The sequence below is a fragment of the Microbispora sp. NPDC088329 genome (genome assembly GCF_040685655.1).
Lineage (GTDB): Bacteria > Actinomycetota > Actinomycetes > Streptosporangiales > Streptosporangiaceae > Microbispora.
Genome location: NZ_JBFBIP010000004.1, coordinates 291,154 through 305,576, shown reverse-complemented (window position 1 = coordinate 305,576; position 14,423 = coordinate 291,154). Strand labels below are relative to the sequence as shown.

Annotated in this window: 10 protein-coding genes; 3 read left to right on the top strand and 7 right to left on the bottom strand. The window is 72.5% G+C overall.

The genetic code is table 11. The features are described 5' to 3' along the window. Positions 1–6: 6 nt before the first annotated feature. Positions 7–1,377: a DUF5691 domain-containing protein gene (locus AB0O28_RS11485; protein ID WP_363638910.1), complete on the bottom strand. Its 1,371-nt coding sequence runs from the start codon at positions 1,375–1,377 to the stop codon at positions 7–9. Then, the gene (locus AB0O28_RS11480; RefSeq protein WP_363639163.1) at positions 1,374–2,363 is read right to left on the bottom strand and encodes an SWIM zinc finger family protein; all 990 of its coding nucleotides are present in this window, start codon (positions 2,361–2,363) and stop codon (positions 1,374–1,376) included. Before AB0O28_RS11480 ends, AB0O28_RS11485 begins: the two co-directional genes overlap by 4 nt. Before the next feature lie 121 nt (positions 2,364–2,484). Between AB0O28_RS11480 and AB0O28_RS11475 the strand changes: the two genes are divergently transcribed. The 3 genes from AB0O28_RS11475 to AB0O28_RS11465 are packed head-to-tail and all read left to right on the top strand — an operon-like array spanning position 2,485 to position 7,629. Beyond that, positions 2,485–3,030, top strand: coding sequence for a DinB family protein (locus AB0O28_RS11475; protein ID WP_363638908.1), 546 nt, complete (start codon positions 2,485–2,487; stop codon positions 3,028–3,030). A gap of 43 nt (positions 3,031–3,073) precedes the next feature. After that, the gene (locus tag AB0O28_RS11470) at positions 3,074–6,085 is read left to right on the top strand and encodes an AAA family ATPase (RefSeq protein WP_363638906.1); all 3,012 of its coding nucleotides are present in this window, start codon (positions 3,074–3,076) and stop codon (positions 6,083–6,085) included. 38 nt (positions 6,086–6,123) lie between these two features. Next, positions 6,124–7,629: an aldehyde dehydrogenase family protein gene (locus AB0O28_RS11465; protein WP_363638904.1), complete on the top strand. Its 1,506-nt coding sequence runs from the start codon at positions 6,124–6,126 to the stop codon at positions 7,627–7,629. A gap of 203 nt (positions 7,630–7,832) precedes the next feature. Here the strand turns inward: AB0O28_RS11465 and AB0O28_RS11460 are convergent, their stop codons facing one another. The 5 genes from AB0O28_RS11460 to AB0O28_RS11440 form a co-directional block, all read right to left on the bottom strand. Beyond that, positions 7,833–8,618, bottom strand: coding sequence for a ThuA domain-containing protein (locus AB0O28_RS11460; RefSeq protein WP_363638902.1), 786 nt, complete (start codon positions 8,616–8,618; stop codon positions 7,833–7,835). Positions 8,619–8,887: 269 nt separating this feature from the next. Next, positions 8,888–10,138 (bottom strand): epoxide hydrolase, encoded by a 1,251-nt coding sequence (locus AB0O28_RS11455; RefSeq protein WP_363638900.1) that lies wholly within the window; start codon positions 10,136–10,138, stop codon positions 8,888–8,890. A 2-nt stretch (positions 10,139–10,140) separates the two neighbouring features. After that, positions 10,141–10,656 carry a MarR family transcriptional regulator gene (locus tag AB0O28_RS11450; RefSeq protein WP_363638898.1) on the bottom strand — a complete coding sequence of 172 codons (516 nt, stop codon included), beginning with the start codon at positions 10,654–10,656 and terminating at the stop codon, positions 10,141–10,143. Between the two features lie 109 nt (positions 10,657–10,765). Then, positions 10,766–13,732 carry an AAA family ATPase gene (locus AB0O28_RS11445; RefSeq protein ID WP_363638896.1) on the bottom strand — a complete coding sequence of 989 codons (2,967 nt, stop codon included), beginning with the start codon at positions 13,730–13,732 and terminating at the stop codon, positions 10,766–10,768. Positions 13,733–13,745: 13 nt separating this feature from the next. Continuing rightward, positions 13,746–14,417, bottom strand: coding sequence for a hypothetical protein (locus tag AB0O28_RS11440; protein ID WP_363638894.1), 672 nt, complete (start codon positions 14,415–14,417; stop codon positions 13,746–13,748). Between the last annotated feature and the right edge of the window lie 6 nt (positions 14,418–14,423).

The following is a 14,423-nucleotide window of genomic DNA, read 5'->3' as shown; positions in this document are numbered from 1 at the left end:
CGGTCGTCAAGCGAGCTCCTTCAGCATGTCGAAGCGGAATCGCAGAATCGCGGCGAGTTCGGGGACCTCCCCGGCGTGCTCGTGCGCCGCCGGGTCGAACCGCTCGCCCGCCAGCCGGATCAGCTCGCCGGCGTTCCACGGCTGGGTCCGCGTGGTCTCGACGATCTTCTTGAGCACGGCTCTGGCCAGCCGGTCGCCCCACGGTCGCGGCACGCCGCCCAGCATCATGACCATCTGGCCGTCCACCGGATGGCCCGCCACCAGCTCGGCCGCCCGGACGGACTGCTCCTCGGGCGGGAGCACGGCCAGCAGGTCGGTCAGCGGCTCGGCCTCGAACAGGGCACGCGCCCATGCCGGGTCCCGTTGCAGGATGGCGGCCCGGGTCCACCCCATCCGGACCTCCCGCTCCCAGTCGCCGATGCGGGCTCGGGCGATCTCCTCCGGCGGCATGCCGAGGTGCTCCGGCCAGAACGACAGCGGCGTGTGCGCCACCACCTGCTGCAGCCACCAGCCGCGCGTCTCCATTCCGGCGGGCGGCCGTGCCCGGACGCCGTCACGCTCCATCGCGCCGTCGCACGCCGCCGGCGGCTCCGCCCGGAGCCCGGCGCCGCTCCCGGTGACGAGCCGGCGCGCCCGCGCGGTCATGCGCCGGGCCAGCCGCGACCGCGGCAGCCGGGTGAGGAGGTCGGCGGCGGCCTGCCGTACCTCGCGGCGCCGGTCGTCGAGCACCGTCTCCAGGAACGGTTCGTCGGCCATGCCCAAGCCGTCCGCGAGGATCGTCACGAAGACGGCCCGGTCCTCCGGTGTCTCCGCGCTCCAGCCGCGCTCCAGCAGTTCGCGCGCGGCCGCGGGGTCGCGGCGCCGCAACGCGGCCAGAAAGGCACGCCTGTCGCCGCTCGTGCCGAACTCCCACACGTCGTCGTGCGGCACGTGCGTGGGCTCGGCCAGCAGGTACGCCCAGGCGGAGTTGAGGCCGGCGAGCCAGCGGCCCCGGGCTCCGGTGACGGCCCCCAGACAGGCGCGGATCGACCGGTCACGGGCCCCGAGGTCGAGCAGCCCCGGGATGGCGCCGGCCGGCACCCGCACCCGCCGGGCGGCGGCCGTCTCCAGCCACTCGGTCAGCAGCCTGCTCTGCTCGCCCGCGAGCATCCGGGCCAGCCGGTCCGCGGCGGCGTCGGACACGAGCGGCAGCGCCTCCGCGGCCGCCGGGGCGGGTGGCCCGCCCCGGCCCGGCCGCCGCCCCGCGCGTGTCCGGATTACCTGCTCGGCCGCCTGCTCCAGCAGGCTCTCCGGCGGGACGGCGCGGCGGTGGGCGCCCACCAGCGCGGTGGACACCAACTCCTCCCATGAAACGGTCGTGAGGCGGCGCGAGGTCATGAGCGCACCACTTTCCCCTCCTCATCCCATGCGGTGAGCGGGAGCACCCCGCGCGGCGTCCACTCGGCGGCGACCGTGACGGGCCGTCCGCCGGAAACGGCCAGCAGCCGCCAGGGGACGCCGGCGGACGGGTGCAACGGCAGCGCGTCTCCCTCCTGGCCGGCGAGGCCGTCGAGGCAGGGGATGACATCGGCGAGCACCAGCGGCCACGAGTCGGTCCACGGATCCGCCGCGAGCACCTCCGTGATCAGCGCGGGCACCTGCGAGACCTTCGTCCCCGGCGGCGGTCCTGCGCCGACGGGGCCCCGTCGTTCGGTCACCAGAGCCCGCAGCGGCGAGGCCCCCGGATAGAAGGCCAGGTCGCCGTCGAACGTCGTGCCCGGCGGCGGAAACGACTCGAGCGGCTGCCCGACCGGCGCGAACGACAGCACCATCGCCACCCGGCCCGTCGTGCGGCCCGCCAGCCACACGCGCCGCGCGACCAGCCGCTCCTGCTCCTCGTCCCGCTCTCCGAGGACGTCCCAGTGGTCCCGTACGGCGGGGGTCGCCAGGACGGACTCCCTGGTGACGGGGAAGCCGACCCGCGCCCGCACGGTCTGCCGCAGCGGCTCGGGCAGCGCGGCGGCGCGGCGGTGGGCGACCGCGAGCAGGTGCAGCAGTGCGTACTCCCCGAGGAGAAGGCCCGGCCAGTCCTCCGCGCCGAGCACCCGCGAGAGCCGGGCGACCGTCCCCGCCACTCCGGGGGCCTGCGCGTCGATCAGCCTTCTGGCGAGGTCGTCCCAGTCCGCGAGGCCCGTCTGGCGGTCCCGCGCGATCCCCTGCGCGATCCTGTCGGCCAGCCACCGCTCCAGCTCCGACAGTCCCGCGGCGACCCTGTCCTCCCGCTGCTCGGCCTGGGCGCGCCTCGCCGCCGCCCGGCCGGACGCGCCGGCGCCGGTCCCCGCGTCGCCCGCACTGCGGGCGGCAGCCGGGCCCAAGCGTTCCATCACCCGCCGCACACTAGCCACGGCCCCTGACAAAAACCGGGCCCGGCCACAGGGGGTTCCAGCGGTGCGGCGACGGGCACGGCGGGCGAAACCGTCGGTGCCGCCTGGCAGGATCGCCCCCATGAGCGACATCCCCGAGACGAACTACTCGAAGAAGTGGGACGACGATCCCAGGGCCACTCCTCCCCTCGTCGGCGACGAGCGGGAGATCCTCACGGCCTTCCTCGACTGGCACCGCGAGACGTTCGCGCTCAAGTGCTCCGGTGTCCCGCGGGAGCGTCTGTCGGACAAGGGGGTGCCGCCGTCCGGGCTCAGTCTCCACGGGATCCTCCGGCACCTCGCGGCCGTGGAGCGGTGGTGGTTCCGCATCCAGTTCGCCGTTGAGGACGTGCCGCTCCTCTACTACTCCGACGACGACCCCGACCAGGACTTCGAGGATCTGGACGGGAACGCCGACGAGGCGTTCGCCGTGTGGCGGGCCGAGTGCGAACGCTCCCGCGAGATCGTCGCCGCCGCCCGCTCGCTGGACGAGACCGGCGTCCACCGCGCCACCGGGCAGCCGGTCTCGTTGCGCCGGATCCTGGTGAACATGATCGCGGAGTACGCCCGCCACAACGGGCACGCCGACCTGCTCCGCGAGCGGATCGACGGCGCCACCGGCCATTGACGCCGCCGCGGTTCTGTCGGGGCCCCGTGCCATACTCACGTGCGTGGTTGCGCGTACGCCGCAAAAGGCACTGATCGGGCGTTCGGCCGAGCTCGATCGGCTTGTGGGCGTGCTCGACGCCGCGGCGGCCGGGCTCGCGGGGGTCGCCCTGGTGGGCGGCGACGCGGGGATCGGCAAGACGCGGATGGTCGCCGAGCTGTGCGACATCGCGCAACGGCGGGGGTTCGTGACGCTCGTCGGTCAATGCGCCGAGCTCGGCGACGCCCTGCCGTACCTGCCGCTCGCGGACGCCCTGCGCGGCGGCGCCGCCGATCACGGAGGACCTGTGGGCGCGGCCGTCGCGGCCCGTCCCGCGCTGCGGCGGCTGCTGCCCGGTGACGAGGCGGGCCCGGCGGAGGCGACCAACGGCGGGCTCGCCCAGCAGCGCCTGTTCGGGTCGGTGCTCGACATGCTGTCCGAGGTGGCCGGGCAGCGCCCGGCCCTGATCGCGTTCGAGGACCTCCACTGGGCCGACCGTTCGACCCGCGACCTGCTGGTCTTCCTCACCCGCATGCTGCAGCGCGAGCGGGTCTGCCTCGTCGGCACCTACCGCACCGACGACCTCCACCGCCGCCATCCGTTGCGCCCCGTCCTGGCCGAGCTGCGGCGGCTGCCGCTGGTCACCCCGGTCGAGCTGCCGCCGCTCGGCGACGACGACATGGCGGAGTATCTCCACACCCTCGACCGGTACGGCGAGGGACCGGCGGGACCGGTGGCGGGACGCGGCCTGGCGACCGTGATCGAGCGCGCCGGAGGCAACCCGTTCTTCGCCGAGGAACTGCTGGCGGCCAGCGCCGACCGGACGCGGCTGCCCGGGACGCTCGCCGACCTGCTGCTCGCTCGAGTGGAGACCCTGTCGGACACCGCCCGCCAGGTGCTGCGGGTCGCCGCGGTGGCCGGGCGCCGGGTCGGCCACGACCTGCTGCGTGACGCGAGCGGGCTCGGCGACCTGCCGCTGGAGGACGCGCTGCGTGAGATCGTCTCGCGGCGGCTGCTCACGGCGGGCGACGACGGCTACGCGTTCCGGCACGCGCTCCTTCAGGAGGCCGTCTACGACGACCTGCTGCCGGGCGAACGGACCCGGCTGCACACCACGTTCGCCGCGCTGCTCGCCGAACGCGGCGGCGCCCCCGCCGAGCTGGCCCATCACCATCTCGCCGGGCACGACCTGCCGGGCGCGCTGCGGGCGTCGGTGGAGGCAGGCCGGATGGCCGCCGGGCTGGGCGCGCCGGCGGAGGCCCACCGGCACTTCGAACGGGCGCTTGAAGTCTGGGACCAGGTGCCGGAGGCCGAACGGCTGGCCGGGGAGAGCCGGGCCAGGATCGCGCTGGCCAGCGCCGCGGCGGCGGCAGCGGGCGGCGACTACCATCGGGCGGCCGAGCAGTTGCGGCGGCTGCGGCGCGAGACGGGCGACCCGGTCCTGATCGCGGAGACCGGCGAGCGGCTGTCCTACTACCTGGCGGACGCGGGCGGCGACGAGGCCGAGGCGATCACCGTGGCCCGGGAGGCCGTGGACCTCGCGCCGCACAGCCCGCTGCTGGCCAGGGCCTTGGCCACCTACGCCCGTGCCCTGTTCCGCGACTACCGCTACGACGAGGGGGCCGCGACGGCGGCCAGGGCGCTGGAGGCGGCAGAGGCGACCGGCGCACGCGACGCGGAGGCCAGTGCCCTCGTCACGCTCGCCCTGTTCGAGGAGGAGTCGGCGAGCGACGTCGAGCAGGCTGTCGACCTGCTCACGCGCGCGACCCGCCGGCCTTCGGGCGATCTGTCCATCGACCTGCGGGCGCACTTCAACCTCGCCCGCATCCACTACGAGAACGGCGCCCTCGCGGTGGCCGCCCGCATCACCGAGGACGGCGTACGGCTGGCCGGGGAGACCGGGCTCACCTGGAGCACCTACGGCACGGACCTGAGCTTCCTGCACTATCTCGTGCACTACTCGGACGGCGACTGGGACACCGCCGAACGGCTGGCCGGAGGGTTCGGCGTGCGGGTCGGCACCCTGGCGGAGGCCCGGCTGTCATCGTTCGCCCTCTTCGTGGAGGTGGGCCGGGGCCGCCCCGGCGCCGACGAGAGGCTGCGGTGGCTGACCCGGTTCTGGTCCGACGACCTGGTCAGCTACATGGCACGCGGCATGGCGGCCGAGCAGGCGCTGTGGCGCGGCGACCCCGAGGGCGCGCTCGACCACGTCACCGCGGTCGTCGGGGCGCTCGAGCCGTTCGACCCCAGCCTGATCCGCATCGCGGCCACCGGCCTGTGGGCGCTGGCCGACCTCGGGCGGACCGGCGAGCCCTGCGACGACCTGCTGCGGCGGGCGCGGCGGGCGGCGGAGAACGGGCCGAACGGCCCGCGTGCCCGGCTGGGGCCGGAAGGGCTCGCCTGGCTGGCCCGCGCGGAGGCCGAGTGGCACCGCGCCCACGGCACGGCCGATCCGGAGGTCTGGCGGCGCGCCACCGAGGCCTTCGGCTTCGGCTTCGTCTATGAGGAGGCGCGGTCGCGGTGGCGGCTGGCCGAGAGCCTGCTGCGGACGGGCGACCGTGCGGAGGCCCGCGCGGAGTGGGAGCGCGCCGTGCGCGTCGCCGGCGCTCTGGGCGCCGGGCCCTTCTTGAAGACGCTCAGGTCGGTCGGCGTGCGAGCCGGCTTCCCGGACCCGACGGCGACGACAACCGCCACGGCCACCGGCGCGACGGCCGCCGCGGGGACCGCTCCCGCGCCGGGCGTCCCCGCCGCGCGGAACGGGGCACACGCGCCGAGCGGGACCACGGGCCGGGAAGCCGCGCGGGACCCGGGACGGCTCGCCGCGCTCACCGCACGCGAGCGGGAGGTGCTGGCTCACGTCGCCGACGGCCTGGGCAACCGGGAGATCGGCGAGCGGCTGTTCATCTCGCAGAAGACGGTCAGCGTGCACGTCTCCAACATCCTGGCCAAGCTCGGCGTGACCAGCCGCACCCAGGCCGCCGCGGTCGCCCTTCAGGAAGGGCTGTCGCCGGGCGCTCCGGACGGAAATACTGTGTAATCGAGGCTCGGCACCAGCAACAATTCCGGAGGTCAGCGGTGACTCGGCAGATCGTTTCCGTCGTCGCGGGTGAGGAGCTCTCTTCGGGCACGCCGTACGAGTCCGTCAATCCGGCACGGCCCGCGGAGACGGTGGCGACCGTCCTGCTCGCCGACGCGGACGGCTTCGCCGGCGCCTGCCGCGCCGCGGCGGCGGCGCAGCGGGACTGGGCGCGGGTTCCCGCTCCGGTGCGCGGACGGGTGATCGCCTCGATCGGCCGCCTGGTGGAGGCCAACACCGAGGCGCTGGCCCGGCTGGTCACCGAGGAGATCGGCAAGCCGTACGCCGAGGCGCTGGGCGAGGTCCGCGAGATCGTGGACACCTGCGACTTCTTCCTGGGTGAGGGCCGCCGCCTCTACGGGCAGACCGTGCCGTCGGAGATGTCCGACAAGAGCCTGTTCACCTTCCGGATCCCGGTCGGCGTGGCGGCGGTCGTGACGGCCGGCAACTTCCCGGTGGCCGTGCCCTCGTGGTATCTCGTTCCTGCGCTGCTGTGCGGCAACGCGGTGGTGTGGAAACCCGCCGAGTACGCCGCGGCGTCCGCGCACGCGCTCTACCGGCTGTTCGCGGCCGCCGGGCTCCCCGACGGCGTGCTCAACCTCGTCTTCGCCGACGGCGACCAGACGTACGCGGGCCTCGACCGCGCGCTCGGCGAGGGCACCGTGCAGAAGGTCGGCTTCACCGGATCCAGCGCGGTCGGCCGGGTCGTCGGCGAGCTGTGCGGCCGGCACCTGCAGTCGCCCTGCCTTGAGCTCGGCGGCAAGAACCCGATGGTCGTCATGCCGGACGCCGATCTCGACCTGGCGGTCGAGGGCGCCCTGTTCTCCGGATTCGGCACCGCCGGTCAGCGGTGCACCTCTCTCGGCACGGTCGTCGTTCACGAGGACGTCCACGACGAGTTCCTGCGCCGGTTCACCTCCGCCGTGCGCGAGGCGAAGATCGGCGATCCGAACGGCGACGTGCTGTACGGTCCGCTCCTCGACCACAAGTTCGCCGAGCGATACGAGGAGTATCTGAGCTGGGTCCAGCCGCACCACACCGTGCTGCCCGGCCCGGTCGGACGCATGGACGGCGAGGGCCTCTACTACCACCCCGTGGTCGTGGACGGCGTCCGTCCGGACGACCGGCTGTTCCTGGAGGAGACGTTCGGCCCGATCGTGGGCGTCACGACGTTCTCCACCCTCGATGAGGCGATCGACCTGGCCAACCGGCCGGGGTACGGCCTGTCGTCGTCCATCTACACCTCCGACCCCACGGCGGTGTTCCGCTTCCGCGAGGGTGTGTCGGCCGGGATGGTCAGCGTCAACAACTCCACCTCCGGCGCGGAGGCCCACCTGCCGTTCGGCGGGAACGGCAAGTCGGGCAACGGCAGCCGGCAGAGCGGCATGTGGGTGCTCGACCAGTTCACCCGCTGGCAGGCGATGAACTGGGACTACTCGGGCCGCCTGCAGAAGGCGCAGATGGACGTGGCGGAGATCACGCCCGACCTGGACTTCCGGCTCTGACTCGCAAGGACCGCCGCCGCGGCGACCGCGGTCCTGACACGCACGGGCACTCCGCCCGGCGACCCGCGGTCCTGACACGCACGGGCACGCCGACCCGGTGATCGCACCGGGCGGCGTGCCCATCACATGCCTTCCCAGGGTGCCTCGGGGGATCGGCCCCGGCACCACGGGTCATCACGAGGTGAAACGTTCCCCCCGCGTGCTCAGTTGGGGTCGCAGGGGAAGCTCGCCGCTCCGGCGGTCATCTTGATGCCGCCCAGCAGGTGCTTCAGGAACAGCGGGTCGCTGTAGGCCTCCTTGGTGTGGCCCATGCCCGTGTACCAGGAACGCCCGCCGTCGTAGTTGTGGCACCAGGCGATGGGGTGGTCGCCCATGGCGCCGGAGCCGGGGTTGTAGGACTTCTCGTCGAGTTCGGCGAGCACGCGCACCCCGGCGTCGCGCGGGTTGGTGCGGTAGTTGTACCACTCGTCCCAGCGGTTCCAGCGGTTCGGCAGCCCGCGGTTGGACGCCGCGCCCTGGCCCACCATCTTCACCGTGGCGTTCTGCTGCGCCGGGTGATTGCGGAAGTAGGCGCCGACGAGGCCGCCGTACCAGGCCCAGTTGTAGCCCGAGTCCCCGGCGGCGTGCACGCCGACGAAGCCTCCGCCGTTGCGGATGTAGCGCTCGAACGCCGCCTTCTGCTCGGGCTGGCCGAGCGGGTCGCCGGTCGTGGACATGAAGACGACCGTCTGATACTTGGCGAGGTTCGCGTCGGTGAACTGGGCCGCGTCCTCCGTCACGTCCACCACGAAGCCGTTCTCCTGGCCGAGCTTCTGGATCGCCGCCTCACCGGCGGGGATAGAGTCGTGCCGGAAGGCGGTGGTCTTGCCGAAGACGAGCACGCGGAACTCGGAGTCGTCCGCGGGGGCCGCGTTGGCGCCGGTAGCGGCGAGCGCCGGCGCGACGATCGCGGACAGCGCCGCCAGAGCGAGCAGTCGCTTGCGTGACATGGTGACAGATCCTCCATCTCATGCGCCCTGGACGCCGTGCCCGCCGGGGGCGGCGGGCCACGGGTCCGGTGACGGAAGGCGGGGGCCGTGCGCCGAAACGGGTGGCACGGCCCTCAAGTGGGCGCCAAGTTACCCGCTTTGCGCAAAAGTTGGAAGAAGTTAAGTAAAAGTTTCAAGGACTTTCGATCGCGGTAGGACAAAGTCATGGCCAGCTCCTGTCCGGCACACGCTTCCCCCGCCGCCTGGGTGCCCCCCGTGAGAAACGCGGGTCAGCGCCGTCCGCGGAAGGTGCGCCGCAGGTCGTCCACCCACTCGCCGGGGATCTCCCAGGGGATGAAGTGGCCGCCGCGCTCGTGGGCGTTGAGGTTCACGAGGTTGTACCAGCCGGCGCGGTCGCCGTCGAGGAAGTGCCGCACCCGCTGGTCCGTGCTCACGCCGGGCGGGTTCTCATAGCCCACGAAGGTGATGCCGGTGGGGGCCTCGACAGCCGGCCGCCGCTCGTGGGACGGGGTCCAGGGGTAGCGGTTGTTGTTGGCGTAGGTCCGTATCGACGTGCCGATCGAGTTGGTCGCCCAGAAGATCATGGCGTGGGTGAGCAGGTCGTCCTTGGTGAAGACGGTCTCGACGTCGCCGCCGTTGTCGCTCCAGTTCGCCCAGCGCTCCAGGATCCAGGCGAGCATCCCGGCGGGTGAGTCGGACAACCCGTGGGCGAGCGTGCTCGGGGCGAGCACGTGTGCCGCGAGATGGACGGCGAACCGCCTCTCCCAGGCGACGACCTGGGCGTGGACGTCGGCGGGCAGGCCGTCCGGGATGGGCCTGCCTCCGCTGAGGTCCCAGGCCCGGTCGCCGTTGAACAACGTGAGCTTCTGGCCCGACCCGATGTGGATGGCGTGCAGCTCGCCGGCGTACTTGTGGCCGAGCTGCCCGGTCACCATGGCTCCGACGTCGCAGCCCGCCGCGCCGTACCTCTCGTAGCCGAGCGTCTCGGTCATCAGCGTGTGCCAGAGGTCGGCGACCTTCCAGAAGTTCATGCCGTGGTGGTGTGGCAGCGGGGTGGAGAACCCGAAGCCGGGGAACGAGGGCACGATCACGTCGAACGCCTCGGCCGGGTCGCCGCCGTACGCGCCGGGGTCGGCCAGCGGATCGACGACCTTGGACCAGTGCCAGAACGTCCAGGGCCAGCCGTGGGTGAGGATCAGCGGCGTGGCGGCGGGACCGGCGCCGGGCCTGCGCATGAAGTGGACCGGCACGCCCTCGATCTCGACGCGGTAGTGCTCGTAAGCGTTGATGGCGGCCTCGGCCGCCCGCCAGTCGTACCCGTCGCGCCAGTAGTCGACGAGTTCCCGCAGGTAGGCGGCGCTCACGCCGTAGCGCCAGTCGTCGTTGCCCCCGTCGTCGGGCAGGCGGGTCAGCTCCAGGCGCCGCCGCAGGTCGGCGAGCACCTCGTCGGGCACGTGGATCGGCTCGGGCTCCAGCGGGAACGGCCGGGTCTCGGCGGACGGGGTGGTCGTGGGGCTCATCGTCATCTCCTCGTGCTGTCGCGCGGCGTGTCCGTGCCGGAGTCGTCTTCACCGGCTCCCCGTTCGATCGACGGGCCCCCGATCGCACTGGAATGCAGTTCGACCATGCGGGCCAGCGCGGGCAGCGCCGCCGCGATGGCCTCCCGCTCCGCCTCGGTGAGCCGGTCGGCGAGCTCGGTGAGCCGGGCCATGCGCTCGGCGCGCCGCCCGTCCACGATCGCGGCGCCGGCGGCCGTGACGCGGACGAGGACCGCCCGGCCGTCCGACGGATCGGGGTGACGCTCCACCAGGCCCTCGCGCTCCAGCTTGGTCACCATCTGCGTGATCGCCGACTGCGTGACCTGTTCGCTGCCGGCGAGTTCGGTGAGCCGCTTGGGGCCGTCGCCCGCCAGGGTGTGGAGCACGGACAGGGTCGTGAAGCTCAGCCGCCGCTCCGCGGGCAGCCGGATGTGCATGCGGGTGAAGTCTTCGAGCACGCGGGTCAGACCGGCGATGCTCAGCTCGGCGAACTCGGGCACGCGCCGAACTGTATCAGAAACTTAATTAAGTTATTAAAGCGAATGGGGGCCAGAAAAACGCCGATCCCCGGCGGGCCGGGCCCACCGGGGATCGCATCGCGAAGGCGCCTCAGGCCTCCGGGCCTCGCCTGCCGTCGTAGCCGAGCAGCCGCATCGCGACCTCGGGGTCCATGGCCGCGGCCAGCAACTGCGCCCGTTCCGCCGCCCGGTCCCTGGCCTCCTCGGCCCGCCGCCGCCCCGCCTGGTGGGAGCGGACCAGCAGGACCGCGACCGCGATGCCGCCGATCACCGCCACCAGCGCGACGGTCAGCAGGACGGCCGTGCCGGCGGACACACCGCCGACGGCGGCCGCGCCTCCGGCCCGACCCTGAGCCTGGGTGAGAACAAGGGCCCCCAGCAGCACGAACAGCACCACCACCACGACGACGCCGACGACAGCCCACAGCGCGCCGTACGACCCGCGGGACCGCTCGGCGGGCGGCGGCCCGGCCGGCGGGACCGGGGAGACCGGTGGCGACGTGCCGTTCCACGGCACGAAGTCGGGTTGCACCGGCTGCGCCGCCGGGACGTGCCCGTTGCCGCCGGCCAGGCCGTTCGGCGGCGGGGCGACCAGCACGGGAGCGGAGCCGCCGGAGGCCGCCACGACCGACGCCTCGATCGCCCGCACCCGGGGCAGCGGGAGCTCGACCGGAACCGCGCTGTGGGTCCGGTGGGCCTCCACCGCGGCCGTGTGGTACGCCTCGATGTCCTCGTAGAACTCGTCGGAGGTGTAGACGCCGCCGTCGATCAGCGGGCCTGTCCTGCCCTCGATAACCGCGACCACGTCGTCGCCGTTGAGCGTTTTGTGCTGTTCCAGGGCGTGCGCGACCGACAGCACCTCGCGCCGGTTCTCCCTGAGCAGCTCGGCGGTCTTCTCCAGCAGCCGGCTGAGGTTGAACTCGATCCGCTCGGGAAGCATGTCGGGCACCATCTCGTCGCGCCGCCCCGCCGGGGTGCCGGTGAAGCCGATGCCGCCGCCCCCGGGCCGCGGCTGGGCCGCCCTGCCCTCACGCAGGCCGAGCTCCTGCAGCGCCGGCAGCGAGGCCACCCCGATGCCCATGCCCCAATGGGCCTCCATCAGGCCGGTGATCGCGGTCGCGTTCTGCAGGTCGCCGGAGACCCCGGAGGAGTTGTCCTCGCCGAAGAACATCCGCTCCCCCGCCAGCGAGGCGAGCGACACCATGATCTCGGCCTCGTACTCCGACTTCCACATGGTGAACTGGTCTTCCGGCTTGATGCTGGACACCATGCCGAGGTAGTCGGCGCCCTTCTCGATGGTCGCGAGGTCGATCTCCAGATGGTGCCGGGTGCGGTAGGCGACGACCGCGTGACACGCCTCGTGCACCGCGACCGCGTGCCGCTCACGCTCGATGTACTCGACGTCCTCGGGCGGGCCGAGCTGCTTCAGCCGCTTGGCCCGCATGACGTCCGACCAGGTGATGGTCTCCCGGCCGTCCCGGATCGCCGTGATCAGCGACTCGTTGACCAGGTCCTTGATGGTCGCGCCGGTGGCGTACGGCGTGATCGTGGCGAGCTTGTCGATCTGCTCGCCGGTGAGCTGGTGGCTGACCTTGTCGAAGTAGCCCTTGTACGTGCGGATCCGGCCCGCTTTCGAGGGATAGCCGACCTTGTAGATGCGGTCGATGCGGCCGGGACGCAGCAGCGCCTCGTCCAGGGCCTCGGGCAGGTTGGTGGCCATCATGATGAGGATGCGGTACTTCGGCGGCGGCTTGGGCCGCATGCCGAGCAGCCTGCGCACGTGGCGGTTGACGAAGCCGCGCGGCTTCTTGAGACCGGAGATCTCGGTGAGCAGCGCCTCCAGCGTGCCCATGCCACCGCCGCCGCCCATGCCCCCGCCGTACATCAGGCGGTTGACGAAGGCGCCGGTGCGCGGCATCCGCGCGGGCGGGGCCTCGGGTGCCGGACCGGCGGCGTGCCGGCCGAGCACGGTGCGCGTGTGCGGACCAAGATAGGCGAAGCCGTTGCAGCCGGCCCCGTGGAAGGAAGCAGGGCCGAACGGCGCCGGCGCCGACCTGCCCCAGCCGCCGGGCCCGCCCTGGGCGAGCGCGCCGCGGTTGCCGAGCGAGTCGGCCTCGTCGAAGAAGACGATGACGCCGCCGTACCGCAGAGCCAGCTTGCGGAGTTTGCGGAACAGCGACTTGACCTTCAGAACGCCAACGCCGAAGAACATGTTGATGAACGCGCCCGGGTCGACGAACACGTACGGCTTGCCGGTCGAGCCGGCGACGGCCTCGGCCATCAGCGTCTTGCCGGTGCCGGGCGGGCCCCACAGCAGGATGCCGCTGGGCACGTAGCCGCCCCTGGCCTCGATCTCGTCGGGCCTCTCCAGGAAGACGATGTTCTCCTTGACCCGCTCGACGACGTGGTCCTGGCCCCAGACGTCGGAGAACCGCGTCTTGATGTCGTCGGGATAGTAGACGTCGACACCGCCCCGCGACAGGAACCAGAAGATCGCCACGAACTGCCCCACGGCGACCACCATGATCAGCATGTACTGCAGGACCATGGGAAGGAAACCCCACACGGTGGCCGGCACGCTGAACAGCGCCTGCAGCGGCGAGACCTGCTGCAGCTTGCCGAGCACCAGCGCGATGACCGCGATCCAGACGACCCACTTGACGGCCCGCGCGATGCGGTAGCGGTTCCAGTCGTTGAACCTGCGGTGGGTCCAGCGGTTCCAGCCGCCGAAGACCTTGTGCGTCCAGAACCGGTGATAGCCGGCCGAGCGCTCGCTGATCAGGAAATGGATCTGCCGGAGCACCTCGGCGCCGAAGAGCCACAGGATCCAGGACGCGTCCCGGACGGTCAGCACGAGGGCGTCGTAGGGGGAGATGATGCCCTCGTACGTGACGGTGGTGTTCCAGAGCAGGACGCCGAACGCGACGGCGAGCAGGATCAGGAACTTGGTCCGGTCCCACAGCGGCAGGCGTTTCCTGGTGAGAGGGTCGCGGTCCACCGGACCCGACCCCGGTTCGCGAAGCCCCTCGTGGTGCTTCGGTGGGAGGGCCGTGCTCATGTGAGGGGCTCCTTCACGGGTTGATGAGGCGCTTGACCTTGAAGGACTTGACGATGGTGTCGATCTCCGCGGCCCGCTGGCGGTAGCACGCGGGCGAGCAGCGGATCAGGAGAGTGGAGGCCGTCGTCCCGTCGGCGGACAGGTAGGCCGTCCTGTCGAACGTCTGCACCGGCCCGTTTTCCACCCGGTAGTTGTAGACGGTGCGGACGCCGCGGACCCCGTCCGTGATGGGCAGCATCTCGTCGGCCAGCAGCTCGAAACCCGACAGGCCGGCCACCTCGAACGCCTTCCGCTGTTCCTCCGTCAGCGGCACCGGCATCGGAGGGGAGGCGCGCAGCAGGTCGAGCGACGCCGCGTTCTGCTCGACCTCGCTGAGCTTTTGCACCTTCGCGAGCACGAACGGCTTGTCGTCGGCGCCCGCCGAGCCCTGCAGCAGGTGGAGGAGGGACGGCTTGTCGTACGCGTCGAACGCCGCCGTCCACAGCGACTGTTTCGTGAGCTGTGCGGTGGCCGACTCCGTGTCGCCGATGAATACCTTGTCGAGCGCTTTTTGGTCGATCTGCCGCCACGATGCCGGAACCTTGAAGTAGGTGCCGCCCGAATCATCGCGGACGTAGGTGTACTGAGGGCCGGCACAGCCGGACAGCAAGGAGGCGGCCGCGACCGCCCCCACGACCGTTCCCACCGCCCC

What these genes read in the sequence shown, in the direction of transcription:
- AB0O28_RS11455 (WP_363638900.1), bottom strand. Translation starts at nt 10,138, where the DNA reads ATGAGCCCCACGACCACCCCGTCCGCCGAGACCCGGCCGTTCCCGCTG.
- AB0O28_RS11445 (WP_363638896.1), bottom strand. Translation starts at nt 13,732, where the DNA reads ATGAGCACGGCCCTCCCACCGAAGCACCACGAGGGGCTTCGCGAACCG.
- AB0O28_RS11485 (WP_363638910.1), bottom strand. Translation starts at nt 1,377, where the DNA reads ATGACCTCGCGCCGCCTCACGACCGTTTCATGGGAGGAGTTGGTGTCC.
- AB0O28_RS11460 (WP_363638902.1), bottom strand. Translation starts at nt 8,618, where the DNA reads ATGTCACGCAAGCGACTGCTCGCTCTGGCGGCGCTGTCCGCGATCGTC.
- AB0O28_RS11480 (WP_363639163.1), bottom strand. Translation starts at nt 2,363, where the DNA reads ATGGAACGCTTGGGCCCGGCTGCCGCCCGCAGTGCGGGCGACGCGGGG.
- AB0O28_RS11475 (WP_363638908.1), top strand. Translation starts at nt 2,485, where the DNA reads ATGAGCGACATCCCCGAGACGAACTACTCGAAGAAGTGGGACGACGAT.